Raw genomic sequence first — 13891 nt, 5'->3', positions numbered from 1 at the left:
CTCACCCCAACCCCTCTCCCGCAAGCGGGAGAGGGGCTAAAGAAGACCGTCATCCCCGCGAAGGCGGGGACCCAGCGACGCTGCTCTCATGACCGCGCACGCAGACAAGCGAAAGCGGTCGGCACGAACAGCACGGGGTATCCTTTGCAACCTGCCTGCGGGAATCACGCCATGGATGCCGCTCCGTTCCGACTGCTACAGCTCGACCACGTCGTGCTGCGCGTGCGCGACCCGGCGGCGATGACGGCGTTCTACTGCGACGTGCTCGGCTGCCAGGTCGAGCGTCGGGTCGATGCGATGGGCCTGGTCCAGCTGCGCGCGGGCAACTCGCTGATCGATCTGGTCGACGCGGTCGGCAAGATCGGGCGCATGGGCGGCGCGGCGCCGGGAGTGGAAGGCCGCAACATGGACCACCTGTGCCTGCGCGCCGATCCATTTGATCGTGATGCCATCGTGGCCTACCTGCAGTCGCACGGCGTGCAGGTCGGCGAGTTCGGAAGACGCTACGGTGCCGAAGGTGAAGGTCCGTCGCAGTACCTGTTCGATCCGGAGGGCAATCTGGTCGAGCTCAAGGGGCCGCCGGACGAAGTGCCGATCGATACGGCGGCGTCGAACGCCAGTACCTGAGTGCGCTGCCCACCTTTCCTGTCGTTGCCACGCGCCCTGAAAGCAGATCCCTCGCCGCGCCCGCGACGACAACCCGAGATTCGTTGATGCCCACCGCTGCACCTGCACCTTCGTTGTCCATTTCCATCCGCGTGCTGGCCCTGCTGCTGGGCGGCCTTGCGATGTTCGGGCCGTTCTCGATCGACACGATCTTCCCGGCCTTCCCGGCGATCGGCGCCCAGTTCGGCGCCGACAAGCTGGCGATGCAGCAGACCATCAGCGTCTACCTGGTCGCCTATGCGCTGATGAGCATCGTGCACGGGCCGCTGTCGGATGCGATCGGTCGTCGCCGCGTCATCCTCGGTGGGCTTGCGGTGTTCACCGCAGCCTCGGTCGGTTGCGCGCTGGCCACCGACCTGACCACGCTGCTGGTCTTCCGCGCGTTGCAGGGGCTGTCGTCGGGCGTGGGCCTGATCGTCGGCCGCGCGGTCATCCGCGACGTGCTGCACGGCCATGATGCGCAGCGGTTGATGAGCCAGGTGTCGATGATCTTCGGTGTGGCGCCGGCGGTGGCGCCGGTGATCGGTGGCTGGATCCTGGGCTGGAGCCACTGGCCGGCGATCTTCTGGTTCCTGGTCGCTTTCTCGCTGGTGCTGCTGGTGTTCACCTGGCGGACGCTGCCGGAGACGCATCCGCCGCAAGCGCGCCTGCCGATGGTGCCGCGAAGGTTGCTGCGCGACTACATCGCCATCGTCATCAATCCGCGCTTCCAGCGTCTGGCTGCGGCCAGTGCGTTCAACTTCGCGGCGTTGTGGCTGTACATCGCATCCGCGCCGGCGTTCGTGCTCGACGTGCTCGCGCTCGACGAGCGCCAGTTCGGCTGGTTCTTCGTGCCGATGATCAGCGGCATGGTGCTGGGTGCATTCGTGTCCGGGCGTGCGGCCGGCAAGGTCAGCGGCGAGAAGCTGGTGTCGATCGGTTTCGCCTGTTCGGCCGTGGCGATGGTGCTCAACCTGGGCTACAACCTGTGGACCGACACGCCGCAGGTGCCGTGGGCGGTGTTGCCGATGATGCTCAATGCATTCGGCATCGCCCTGGTGTTCCCGATCGTGACCCTGGCCATCCTCGACATGTACCCGCGCCAGCGCGGTTCGGCCTCATCGATGCAGGCCTTCACCAGCCTGGTGCTCAACGCGCTGATTGCCGGTGTGCTGTCGCCGTGGATCAGCGACCACATGCTGTGGATGGTGGCCGTGGCCAGCGCGTTCCTGCTGGTGGCGTGGGGGTTCTGGCGCTGGGAGGCGACGGTGGTGCGGATGGAGTGCTCGGCCGAGCCGAGCGCGACGGTGCCGGAAGAAACCCTCTGAGGCACCAAACACCGTCATCCCCGCGAAGGCGGGGACCCAGCGCCGTTGCTTTGCATCGTGCCCGGCGAAAGTCGCTGGGTTCCAGCCTTCGCGGGAATGACGGGTTACAGGTGCGCAGGGATGACTGCTACGCCTCGCGATACACGCGTCGCAGCAGCTCATGGAAGTGGTGCACCGCGTTCTCGCGCAGCGGATTCAGCCGGCCCGGCTGGTACGAGCCCGATGCCATGCCGCGCTGCACGTCCTCGCAGATGGTGAGGTCCTCGAACTGTACTTCGTCGCTGAAGTTGAGGTCGGCCAGGCGTCGCGCGGCGGCCTCCTCGGACTCGTCCATCGCGTAGTAGAAGTCGAACTCGACGCGGCACTTGTCCACGCCCTTGGCGATCACGCGGTTGGTCTGCAGGCGGCCGGGGACGATGTTGAGCATCGTGTTCGGCCAGATCCAGTAGTACAGCGCATCGCCGCTGCCATAGAGCTCGTCGCCGCTCTCGAGTGGGCTGAATTGCAGCGAATACCACTCGTGCGTCTGCGTCGTGTAGCTGCGGTAGTCCAGCAAGCGGTTCAACCCGGGGTGCACGTGCGGCACGTGGTAACCCTCCAGGTAGTTGTCGATGTAGATCTTCCAGTTGCAGTTGATGTCGTAACCGACGCGGCGGTGGTGGCCGTAGCGTTCGAGGTGGCGATCGGCGCCGACGCGCTCGTCGATGCCGGCGACCAGGGCGTCGAAGTCGATGGCGTGTTCGGCATCGACCGCGGCGAACACCAGTCCCTGCCACACCCGCACCGCCAGCTGCGGCAGCTTGATGTCGGCGACGTTGAAGTCCGGCGCGGTGCCCATTTCCGGCGCCGAACGCAGCGTGCCGTCGAGGGTGTAGGTCCAGCCGTGGTAGCGGCAGCGCAGCGACTTGGCCGCCAGGCCGTCGCAGGCGGCGAGCGGGCCGGCGCGATGGCGGCAGACGTTGTGGAAGACGCGGATCTCGCCGTCGGCGCCGCGCACGGCGATCACCGGCAGGCCATTGAAGTCGCCGACGACGTGATCGCCGGCGTTCTGCAACTGGCAGACATGGGCCAGGATCTGCCAGCCTCGGTCGAAGATCCGTTCGCGGTCCAGCGCCACTATTGCCGGGTCGGCGTAGTAGCGCGCGGCGAGGGAAGTGGCACGGTCCGCCGGCTGGGCGGCGAGGGCGGCGGCGTCGAGCAGGTCGGGGCGGTTCATCGGCCAAGTATGCCTTCACCGCCCCCCGCTTTGCTCCCTCTCCCGCTTGCGGGAGAGGGCCGGGGTGAGGGCAGGAGCGCCCTCATCCCAACCCTTCTCCCGCACGCGGGAGAAGGGCTAGATCAGGGCTTCGCCTTGGCCTGCTGCGCCGCCACCCTTGCCTCCACATCCGCCAGCATCGCGTCCAGGTGGCTGCGATCGTAGGCATGCCCATTCATCACCACCGCAGCGATGCGGCGGGTAGCGGTGATATCCAGCAGCGGGTCGGCATCGAGCAGCACGATGTCGGCGGCCTTGCCCGCGGCCAGCGTGCCATTGCTGTCGTCATGACCGAGGAAGCGGGCGCCATTGATGGTCGCTGCCTGCAGCGCCTGCAGCGGGGTCAGGCCGTACTTCACCAGCAGCGCCAGTTCGTCGTGCAGGCCGATACCGGGGTAGTTGTACGAGTTGAGGAAGCCGGCATCGGTGCCGGCCAGGATCGTCACTCCGGCCTGCTGCAGCAGCGGCAGCACCGAGGCGTTGCGTTCGAAGCGCAGGTGGCGCGCGGCGACGGCGGCCGCGTCGTCCTTGGCCGCGCGCTCGACGCGCCAGGTATAGGTCGCCTGCAGGCCTGGGCCGATGTACTTGAGGTAGTCGTCGCCGCGGTGGTCGTCCTGGTCGAGCCAGGCCACGACCTGGCTGCCGTTGAGCGTCGGCGTCACCGCCGTTCCGCGCTGCGCCATGCGCGCGTAGGTGGCCTTGGCCAGGTTCACGTCGAAGGTGGCGTTCCACTGGTTCCAGGCATCGCGGCTGGTCATCTCGCCGCGGGCGATCGCTTCGCCGAGTTCTTTCTCCTTGGGCGAGCCGGCCTTGAAGGCGTAGTCGATATGTTCGACCGAGCTCAGTCCGGCGGCACTGACTTCATCGATGGTGATCGGGTAGGGCACGTGCGCGGAGGTCTTCAGGCCACGACGCCCGGCTTCCTTCACCGCGGCCATGAACAGCTCCGGCGACAGCGTGTTGTCGGTGATCTTGACGAAGTCGACCTTCCAGCCCTGCAACTGGTCGAGCGCCTGGTTCAGCTCGGCGATCGAACCGATCTCCAGGTCGCCAGGCCAGATGGACTTGTAGCCTTCGATCTTCGGGCCGGACGTGAAGATACGTGGCCCCAGCAGCGTGCCGGCGGCGGTGGCGGCGCGCCATTCGAACACGCTTGGGCTGAGATCGCCGGCGGCATCGCGGACCGCTGTGATGCCGTGGGCGACGTACAGCGGCAGCAGGTTGCGATTCTCTTCGATCAGGGTATCGCCGCCGCCGAAATGCACGTGCATGTCCCACAGGCCCGGGATCGCGAACTTGCCGCTGGCATCGACCGTCTGCGCGGCATCGAAGCGGCCGGCGCGGGCCTCGTCGACGATCGCCACGATGCGTGCTCCGCGTACCGCGACCGCCTGATGCGGGCGGCGCTTGCCGTCGACGACGTCGATCACGGTCGCATCGCGCACAAGCAGGTCGACGCTTTCGGCGGCGTGCATCGTGCCGCTGGCCAGGACCAGGGCGAGGGCGGCGGACAGCAGGGGCTTGCTCATCGGGGGACGTTCTCGGGCAGGGCGGCAAAGCGGACAGGCTGTAGTGTGGCCGGGTTCGCCGCCGCGCGGGCGGGCGGCGATCACGATGCCTGCCAGCGCCCATGCTAGGTTTCGCCTGTCACCACTATCGGCAAAGGATGCGGCGATGCGCGTGCATTTCCATGGAGCGGCGGGCGAGGTCACCGGATCGCTGCACGAGGTCGAGGCGGCGGGCCGGAGGCTGCTGCTCGACTGCGGCCTGATCCAGGGCAGCCCGGAGGCTGAACGACGCAATCACGAGACGTTTCCGTTCGATCCGGTCGCGCTCGATGCGCTGGTCATCAGCCATGCCCACATCGACCACATCGGTCGCGTGCCATTGCTGGTACGGCGCGGCTTCAAGGGCCCGATCTACGCGCAGCAAGCCACTGCCGAGCTGATGCCGGTGATGCTGCTCGATGCCGCCTCCATCCAGGAAGGCGATGCCGAGCGCGCCAACCGCCATCGCCGCCATGGCGAGCCGGAGGTGCTGCCGCTGTACACGCGCGAGGACGTGCAGGTGGCGATGGCACAGGTACGCACGCTGCCGTACGACCAGCGCAGCGAAGTGCTGCCGGGCATCGACATCGCATTCCGCGAGGCCGGCCACATCCTGGGTTCATCGAGCGTGGAAGTGTGGGCCGATGGCCGCAAGCTGGTGTTCTCCGGCGACATCGGTCCCAAGGGCACGCCGATCCTGCGCGACCCCGCGACCATCGACCGTGCCGACCTGGTGTTGATGGAATCGACCTATGGCGATCGCCTGCATCGCGATCGCGCCGAGACCATCCGCGAACTGGGCGGCATCCTCGACAAGGCCTGGCACGAGGGCGGCAACGTCCTCATCCCCGCCTTCGCGGTCGGGCGCAGCCAGGAGTTGCTGTACTGGTTCGCGCGGCACTGGGACGAGTGGCAGCTGGCGCGCTGGCAGATCTTCCTCGACAGCCCGATGGCGGCGAAGGTGGTCGACATCTACGATCGCCACGCCGAACTGTTCGACGAGGACGCGCGTCGCGTCTGGCAGGACAAGCCCAATCCGTTCCGCCTGCCGAACCTGCACATCACCGCTTCACGCGAGGAGTCGATGGCGATCAACCGCATCGAACGCGGCGCGATAGTGATCGCCGGTTCCGGCATGGCCAATGCCGGGCGCATCCTGCACCACTTCCGCCACCGGCTCGATCGGCGGCAGACGCACGTGGTGTTTGTCGGGTACCAGGCCGAAGGCACGCTGGGGCGCAGGCTGGTCGACGGCGCCTCGTGGGCGCGCATCCACGGCTCCGATGTGCGCGTGAATGCGCAACGCCACACGGTCGGCGGTTTGTCGGCGCACACCGACCAGCGCGGCCTGATGGAGTGGTACGGCGCGATCGATGGACATCCGCCGCTTGCGCTGGTGCACGGCGAAGACAAGGCACGCGAGGCGCTGGCCGGGGAAATCGGCGAGCGTTTTGGCGTGCAGGCGGTGCTTGCCCGGCCGGGGATGGTGCTGGAGGTCTGATCAACTCATGGTTGATCAGCGCATCGTTGATCAATGTGTCTGCCGCAGCGCAATCGTTTCCCAGATGGCCACCATCACCAGCACCGCTGTCGTCGCCACGCCCACTGCCAGCGCCGACCAATGCAGCGACACGGCTATTGGCGTGAGCGCCGCCAGCAGCACCAGTCCGGCGCAATGCGACAGTGGCGGCGAACGGCGCTCGTAGCTGGCCCACTTGAACAGCGCATTGCCGACCAGGTACAGCGCCGGTCCGCCGAGGATCGCGGCCAGGCCGGCGTCGCTGGCGTGCTCGGGGTGGGCGAGCACCAGCTCGTCGGCTACCGCGCAGACGATCACGCCACCGACGATCAGCAGTTGCAGATAGGTATAGACCAGTCGCGCCAGGCGACCAGGGTCGGCGGATTGCGAAATGCGATGGCTGGCATGTTCGGCACCGGAATCGAAATAGATCCACCACATCGCCACGCTGCCGAGGAATGCGCTGAGGAAGGCCGTAACCGTCGAGGTCGTCCAGGTCAGGCCGGCGAACGTCGCACCGGTGACCAGGATCGATTCGCCCAGGGCGATGATCACGAAGAGCCCGCAGCGTTCGGCGAGATGATGGCCGTCGACATCCCAGTCCGCGGTGGTCGAACGCCCCAGTCCCGGTACCCAGAAATACAGGGCGGGCGAGATGTACTCGATCGCCACGGCGGCGATCCAGTAGCTGGCGCGCGCAGGTCCGTCGGCGAGACCGCCGAGGACCCAGAACATTCCGGACAGCGACATCCACAGCGCGATGCGGACGAACGTGCGGTAATGCACCTGGTTATGGCCGCGCATGACGCAGGCGACGAATACCGTCCGTCCGACCTGCATCGTTGCGAACACCACGCCGAACACCAGCCCGCGCTCGCCGAAGGCCTGGGGGATCGACGAGGACAACAGCAGGCCGCCCAGCATCAACGCGAACAGCATCACCCGCACCGGCGCGCGCTCCGGGTCGAGCCAGTTGGTGACCCACGAGGTGAAGATCCACAGCCACCACACCGCCAGGAACAGCAGCAGCGTCTGCAGTGCGCCCTTCACGCCCAGATCGGCGAGCAGGGCATGCGACAGCTGGGTGACCGCGAATACGAACACCAGGTCGAAGAACAGTTCGACCATGGAAACGCGGCTGCTGTCCTGGTGGCCGCGCTGGCGCAGCAGGGAAGTACTCATGGTGTTCGCGGGGTCAGTGGCGACGGTGGCGATTGGCGAACGCCAGCAGCAACAGGCCGCCGATGATCGATACGTTCTTCATGAAGTGCAGCAGTTGCGCGCCGCGCTGCGCACCTTCCAGCGACCAGAACGGGTGCGACACCAGGGCGTCGACCAGCATCGCCACGGCGGCCAGGGTGGCCGTCCACCGCAGCTGCCAACCGGCGGCGATCGCCAGGCCCAGCAGCAGTTCGGCGGTGCTGGCGATGGCGGCGGCGCTGCCGATGGCTTCCCCCCCCGCCCAGGCGAGCAGGCGGTAACTGCCCATGGCGATGAACACGCTGGCCACCAGCACCCGCCCCGCCAACCATCCGGCATTTCGCTCCATGAATCCCGTCCCGATGCCAATTGCGCGAAGCGTCGCACAAACCGCCTGTGGGCGCCGCCACCGCCCCGTGAGGCCCTCGCCGCTGCTTGAGCCCCTCTCCCGCCCGCGGGAGAGGGGTTGGGGTGAGGGCAAGCAGCCACCCCAGCCTTAACCGCCCCGGCCCCCGGACTGGCACCGGCCCCGCCTTTCGCGTACAGTCCGCCCCGTTCAGCGCACGGCTGCCTCCCCGCAAGGGTACGTTTCCCAGGTATGCCCGCCGTAGGTCCAGACATTGGGCCAGTCATCACGGCTTTTATCCCGCACGTCTTTCGTCGCGCAGACACGGCCCGGAGCATCCGGCAGCCGTCCAATTCGATCGCTCACAGCGCGGTTTTAGGGAACGCTGGAGTCATCACGCGACAATCGATCGCGCGTCCGCGTTTTTGCGTGGGCGTGACGGGCGTCGCGAGCCAAAGGAGTTTCACCACATGACGTTCGAATCCCTCGGGCTTTCGCCCGCGTTGCTGCGCGCGCTCGCCGACCAGAACTACACCACCCCCACGCCGATCCAGGCCGAAGCGATCCCGCTGGCCATGGCCGGTCACGACCTGCTCGGCGGCGCCCAGACCGGCACCGGCAAGACCGCTGCTTTCGGCCTGCCGCTGCTGCAGCGCATGTCCAAGCAGACCCCGTCGAACGGCTTCCGCCGTCCGCGCGCACTGATCCTGGTGCCGACGCGTGAGCTGGCGGTGCAGGTCACCGAGAGCCTACGTGGCTATTCCCGCCACGTGCGCCTGAACATCGCCGCCATCTTCGGTGGCGCCGGCATGGGCCCGCAGGTGGAGCTGTTCCGCCGCGGCGTCGACGTGCTGGTCGCCACCCCGGGTCGCCTGATCGACCACATGGAGCGCGGCACCGTCAAGCTCGATGCGATCGAAGTGCTCGTGCTCGACGAAGCCGACCGCATGCTCGACATGGGCTTCCTGCCGGCCATGAAGCGCATCCTCGCCAAGCTGCCGCGCGAGCGTCAGACGATGCTGTTCTCGGCCACGTTCGAGTCGCAGCTCAAGCAGCTCGCGCTCGAGTTCATGCATCACCCCAAGCAGGTGCAGGTCGCCGCGCAGAACACCATCGCCGAGACCATCGTGCATCGCGCCCACCCGGTCGATGTCGCCAAGAAGCGTGACCTGCTGGTGTCGATCCTTGCCGGTCGCCATACCGATCGCGCGATCGTGTTCGGCCGCACCAAGCACGGCTGCAACCGCCTTGCCGAGCAGCTCGAAGAGTCGGGCTTGGCTTCCGTCGCCATCCACGGCAACAAGAGCCAGGCACAGCGCCAGAAGGCCCTGCGCGACTTCAAGTCGGGCAAGGCCCGCGTGCTGGTCGCCACCGACGTCGCCGCGCGCGGCCTGGATATTCCGGACCTGCCGCTGGTGATCAACTACGACCTGCCGATGGTCGCCGAGGACTACGTGCACCGCATCGGCCGCACCGGTCGCAACGGTGCCAGCGGTGAAGCGCTGTCGCTGGTCGCACCGGAAGAGGGCGGCCTGCTGCGCCAGATCCAGCGCATGCTCAAGGCCGACATCGAGCTGGTCTCGGTGCCGGGCTTTGAGGCGAGCCGTCCGATCCAGATGAACGCTCCGATCCCGAACCCGCGCGGCGCCAGCCAGCCGCGCAAGCCGTCGCATCGCCCGCACAGCAAGCCGGCGGCGCGTCACGCCCACGCCGGTCCGAAGCAGCATCGCAGCGGCGGCCAGGGCGCCGGCCGCGGCTCGCGCAGCGGCTTCAGCGGCTGATCGCAGCGGCCAGCGAGTGAAACGAAAAGCCCCGGTCGCAAGACCGGGGCTTTTTCTTGACAGTCATTCCCGCGAAGCGTTGTTGGTTTAGCCCGTCATTCCCGCGAAGGCGGGAACCCAGTGACTTCGAACGGCGACGACGCTGGGTCCCCGCCTACGCGGGGATGACGGCAGTTCCACACTTCCCGCCGTGCGCCCCGATCAGCCTTCCGGCGGGTCCGAGTCGAGCACCTGCACCGGAGCGCCGCCGCCGGTGCTGTCTTCCGTCATCCTCGCATCGGTCACCAGCATCACCACGCCCGGACTGAGCAGCGGCAACACCGCGGCAACGAAGTCGTGCGGAATCACCACGCGATTGATCGTTTCCGGGCCAAGCAACATCCCCGACGGATCGGTGCCGCCCGGGATGCCGATCGCGCTCCAGTTCGGCATCTGCGTGCCCGGCAGCAGCGGGTTGTCGCCAGGCAGGTAGCCTTCCTTGACGATGTAGGCATGCGTGCCCAGCGGTTTCTCGGGATTGCGGATCAGTACGCGCGAGCGCCCGATCTCGATGCCGTTGCGGTAGACGATCACGCGCTCGTCGGCGCCGCTGAGCAGGATCGACACCGGGCCCTCGGTCGAGACTTCCGGTCGCCAGCGGTACTTCTGTCCATCCTCGAGCGGTGGAATCGCCGCCTCCGCACCGGTGTGCGGATCGATCGGACTCAGCGCACCCGGATGCACGATGTCCTCCGGCGATTTGCCTTCCTGCGACACCACCACGGTCATGCCCATGTTCGACGAGCCGAACAGCAGGCGCGCGAACTCGGACGGAAGGTGCACGCAGCCGTGCGACTCGGGATAGCCGGGCAGGCCACCGGCATGCAGGGCGACGCCGTCCCAGGTCAGCCGCTGCATGTACGGCATCGGTGCAGCGTTGTACTTGCTGGAACGGTGATCCTTGTCCTTCTGCAGGATCGTGAACACACCCGTCGGCGTTTCGTAGCCCTTCCTGCCGGTGCTGACCGTGCTCACACCGATCGGGATGCCGTTGCGGTACACGTAGGCGCGCTGCTCGGTGAGGCTCACCACCACCGCCAGCGGCCCGGCCCGGTTGTCGCCACCCCAGATCCACTGTCCGGGTTTGAGCTGCGCCGGCGGCGTGTTGGCGGGACTGGATTCGCGCGCGCCCCAGGAAGGCACGGCGGCATTGGCAGCCACGCACAGGAGCAGGGACAAACTGGCGGCGAGCAGGCGCGGGCTGAAGCGAGGCATCAGGCAATCCGTACTTTGATGTGACACAAGCCTAACGCACGCATGTGTAGGCGCCAGCAAGGCGGCGCCTGCCGAACGTCAACCCGATGCTGGGCGAGCGGCGCTGTCGTGGTGGACGACGGCGTCGTGCCGGCGTCGCGCGGCCGGGCAATTGAGCAGTGCCGAGCGCGCCAGCCAGGCCTGGTCGGGATAGTACGAGAACACGAACTGGCCACCCTTGAGCAGGTCGATCATTGGTTTTGCCACGGCGCTGCGCACGGCCGGACAGCCCCAACTGCGACCGAGGCGCCCGATGCGCTTGCCCTGTGCGGGATCGACGTACGGCGCGCCGTGCATGACGATCGCGCGCGCCATCGCCGCGTCATTCACGCCGGGCTCCAGCCCCTGCATGCGCAGCGAGTAGCCGTTGCGGCCGGTGTAGGTGTCGGCGGTGACGAACAGTCCCAGGCTCGACTGGTGGCTGCCATCGCGATTGGAAAAACGCGTCGCCAGGTTGTCGCCCGAGCCCTGGCCATGGGCCACGACTTCTTCGTAGAGCAGCTTGCCGGCGGAGAGGTCGAAGACCCATAGACGTGGCAGCAGCGAAGGTCGGCTGTAGTCGATGACGGCCAGCCGCCGCGCGCTCGCGCCGACACCGCTGGCTTGTGCGCATTGCATCGCCGCTTGGGCGAGATCGAGCACCTTCGGGTCGGCTCCGGGAGCCAGGCGCGCCAGCGGTGAAGCAGGCAGCGTTGCGGCCTCCACCGGCGGCGGAAACTTCACAACGACAGGCTCGCCCGGCTTGCGAGTGGCAAGGCCGGGCGTGGCCGGCAGCAGGGCAGCGGCGGCCAGGAGGAGGGTGCGGGGCTTGAGCATCCGGTAATTATCGTAAGGCATTGCTGAACCACAATATTTCGTGGCTGAAAGTGCAAATACAAGCGCGGCCCGGTCCGCCGGGCGCCTGTTCAGCAACAAGTCCGGTGATGTGGGAGGGCTTCAGCCCCGATCTGGCGCCCGTCGGGACTGAAGCCCCTCCTACGAGAACGGGCCGCATTGCGGCCCGCTTGCCCTCACCCCAACCCCTCTCCCGCACGCGGGAGAGGGGCTAAAACCGGATCAGCCCTTCTTGGCAGCGATCCAGCGGTCGATCTTGCCTTCGAGCACGCTCAACGGCACCGCACCGTCCTTCAGTGCTTCGGCATGGAACTCGCGGATGTCGAACTTCGGGCCCAGTTCCTTCTCGGCCTTCGCGCGCAGTTCCTTGATCTTCAGCTCGCCGATCTTGTACGCCAGCGCCTGCCCCGGCCAGCCGATGTAACGCTCGGCTTCGGCGGTGGCCTGGGTTTCACTCTCGGCGGAGTTGTCGAGCATGTACTTGATCACCTGCTCGCGCGTCCAGCCCTTGCTGTGCAAACCGGTGTCGGTGACCAGGCGGATCGCGCGCCACAGTTCGTTCTGCAGGTAACCGAAGTAATTGTACGGATCGGTGTAGACGCCCAGGTCCTTGCCCAGCGACTCCGCATACAGGCCCCAGCCTTCGGCAAACGCAGTCTCGCCACCGAAGCGGCGGAACGCCGGCAGGTTCTTCAGCTCCTGCTGCAGCGCGAGCTGGAAGTGGTGGCCCGGAATGGCCTCATGCAGATACAGATCCTCCGCGTCCCAGGTCTTGCGCGTGGGCAGATCGTAGGTGTTGACGTAGAAGATGCCCGGACGCGTACCGTCCTCGCTCGGCGTCATGTACTCGCCACCGGCCGCGGACTGCGCGCGGAACGGTTCGACCGGTCGGATCTCGAACGGCGACTTGGGAATCAGCGAGAACTGCTCCGGGATCTTCTGGTTGATCTTCGCTTCGAGCGCGCGGTAGTACTCCAGCAGCGCCTTCTCGTCCTTGAAGCTGAAGCGCGGATCGGTCTGCATGAACTTGAAGAAGTCCTGCATCGAACCCTTGAAGCCGACCTGCTCCATGACCTTGTGGATCTCGCCGTGGATGCGCGCGACTTCGTCCAGGCCGATCTTGTGGATCTGCTCCGGGGTCAGGTCGGTGGTGGTGCTTTGCTTGGCGTTGAACGCATACCACGCCGCGCCGCCCGGCAGCTTGTCCAAGCCGACCGTGTCGCGGGTCTTGGGCAGGTACTCGTCGTTGATGTAGGCACGCAGCTTCTTGTACGCCGGCATCACCTGGCCGCCGATCATCGCCCGGTAGGCGTCGGTCAGGCGCTGCTTGTCGGCGTCGGAGAAGTCCTTGGGCATCTGCGTGATCGGGCCCCAGAACAGCGTGTCCTCGGGCTTGGCCTTGATCAGCGCGTCGAGCTGCGGGATCACCTTGATCATCAGCGCCTTGGGCTGCACCACACCGGCGGTGACACCTTCCTGCATGCTGGTGATGGCCGAGTCGAACAGCGTCGGCAGCTTGCTGGCGCGCGCCAGCCAGTTGTCGTAATCCTTGACGGTCTTGAACGGCTGCGCGCCGGTGCCCGAGCCCAACTGCACGGCCAGTGATGGCAGCGAATGCATCTGGTTGATCGGCAGCTGCCAGTCCGGGTACTTGAACGACTCCAGCGTGTCCTTGGCGTCTTCGACGAAGATCTCGTAGCTCAGCAGGTCCTGGCCGGTGAGGCCTTCGCTGCCGACGGCTTCGACCTTGGCGAGCCACTCGGTGACGAACTGCTTGCTCTGCTCACGGTACTGCGCCGAGAAATAGTCGGGCAGCTGGTCGTTGTAGCGCGGGTCGCCCTGGAAGGTCGCGGCGATCGGGTTGAGCTTGAGGTTGGCCTCCCAGTAGTCGGCGTACAGCTTGTTGAGCTGGTCGGCCTTGGCCTGCGAATTCTGGGTGGCGGCCGGTGCGGCGGGGGTGGCCGTCTCGGTGGAGGGCTTGCAGCCGGCGATCGCAGCGGTAACGGCGATGGCGAGCAGGAGTTGGCGAAGCTTCATGGATGGATCTCCTGGTGAAAACGTCCGATCTTTGTAGGTACGCGGGGTAGGAGCGAGCTTGCTCGCGATCCCCCTTGTGAGCCACGGCGCCGTTGGTCGCGAGCAA

The 13891-nt window shown here is 66.9% G+C and carries 11 protein-coding genes; 4 read left to right on the top strand and 7 right to left on the bottom strand.

Annotated features, from left to right (window positions below; genetic code table 11):
* The first annotated feature begins 171 nt into the window (after positions 1 to 171).
* Both AC3A3X_RS08500 and AC3A3X_RS08495 read left to right on the top strand, forming a co-directional pair.
* The gene (locus tag AC3A3X_RS08500) at positions 172 to 627 is read left to right on the top strand and encodes a VOC family protein (protein WP_487582591.1); all 456 of its coding nucleotides are present in this window, start codon (positions 172 to 174) and stop codon (positions 625 to 627) included.
* 86 nt (positions 628 to 713) lie between these two features.
* Positions 714 to 1973, top strand: coding sequence for a multidrug effflux MFS transporter (locus tag AC3A3X_RS08495; RefSeq protein ID WP_487582590.1), 1260 nt, complete (start codon positions 714 to 716; stop codon positions 1971 to 1973).
* A gap of 127 nt (positions 1974 to 2100) precedes the next feature.
* Here AC3A3X_RS08495 and AC3A3X_RS08490 read toward each other — a convergent pair whose 3' ends face one another.
* Positions 2101 to 3189, bottom strand: a complete 1089-nt coding sequence (locus AC3A3X_RS08490; RefSeq protein WP_487582589.1) for an aromatic ring-hydroxylating oxygenase subunit alpha — start codon at positions 3187 to 3189, stop codon at positions 2101 to 2103.
* Between the two features lie 122 nt (positions 3190 to 3311).
* The gene (locus tag AC3A3X_RS08485) at positions 3312 to 4757 is read right to left on the bottom strand and encodes an amidohydrolase family protein (protein WP_487582588.1); all 1446 of its coding nucleotides are present in this window, start codon (positions 4755 to 4757) and stop codon (positions 3312 to 3314) included.
* A 145-nt stretch (positions 4758 to 4902) separates the two neighbouring features.
* On the opposite strand from AC3A3X_RS08485, the gene AC3A3X_RS08480 reads away from it, so the two are divergent.
* Positions 4903 to 6276: an MBL fold metallo-hydrolase RNA specificity domain-containing protein gene (locus AC3A3X_RS08480; protein WP_487582587.1), complete on the top strand. Its 1374-nt coding sequence runs from the start codon at positions 4903 to 4905 to the stop codon at positions 6274 to 6276.
* A gap of 30 nt (positions 6277 to 6306) precedes the next feature.
* On the opposite strand, the gene AC3A3X_RS08475 is transcribed toward AC3A3X_RS08480, so the two are convergent.
* Positions 6307 to 7476, bottom strand: coding sequence for a low temperature requirement protein A (locus AC3A3X_RS08475; protein ID WP_487582586.1), 1170 nt, complete (start codon positions 7474 to 7476; stop codon positions 6307 to 6309).
* 13 nt (positions 7477 to 7489) lie between these two features.
* Positions 7490 to 7843 carry a DoxX family protein gene (locus AC3A3X_RS08470; protein ID WP_487582585.1) on the bottom strand — a complete coding sequence of 118 codons (354 nt, stop codon included), beginning with the start codon at positions 7841 to 7843 and terminating at the stop codon, positions 7490 to 7492.
* Positions 7844 to 8310: 467 nt separating this feature from the next.
* On the opposite strand from AC3A3X_RS08470, the gene AC3A3X_RS08465 reads away from it, so the two are divergent.
* Positions 8311 to 9621, top strand: coding sequence for a DEAD/DEAH box helicase (locus AC3A3X_RS08465; protein ID WP_487582584.1), 1311 nt, complete (start codon positions 8311 to 8313; stop codon positions 9619 to 9621).
* Positions 9622 to 9822: 201 nt separating this feature from the next.
* Here the strand turns inward: AC3A3X_RS08465 and AC3A3X_RS08460 are convergent, their stop codons facing one another.
* From AC3A3X_RS08460 to AC3A3X_RS08450, 3 genes are all read right to left on the bottom strand, one after another.
* Positions 9823 to 10875 (bottom strand): L,D-transpeptidase, encoded by a 1053-nt coding sequence (locus tag AC3A3X_RS08460; protein WP_487582583.1) that lies wholly within the window; start codon positions 10873 to 10875, stop codon positions 9823 to 9825.
* 78 nt (positions 10876 to 10953) lie between these two features.
* Complete coding sequence (locus tag AC3A3X_RS08455) at positions 10954 to 11751, bottom strand: murein L,D-transpeptidase catalytic domain family protein (protein ID WP_487582582.1); 798 nt, start codon at positions 11749 to 11751, stop codon at positions 10954 to 10956.
* Positions 11752 to 11970: 219 nt separating this feature from the next.
* Positions 11971 to 13785 (bottom strand): DUF885 domain-containing protein, encoded by a 1815-nt coding sequence (locus AC3A3X_RS08450; RefSeq protein WP_487582581.1) that lies wholly within the window; start codon positions 13783 to 13785, stop codon positions 11971 to 11973.
* Positions 13786 to 13891 lie beyond the last annotated feature (106 nt).

The sequence above is a fragment of the Lysobacter sp. Soil_N_23 genome (genome assembly GCF_057656135.1).
This window is presented reverse-complemented; position numbering and strand designations above follow the sequence as displayed.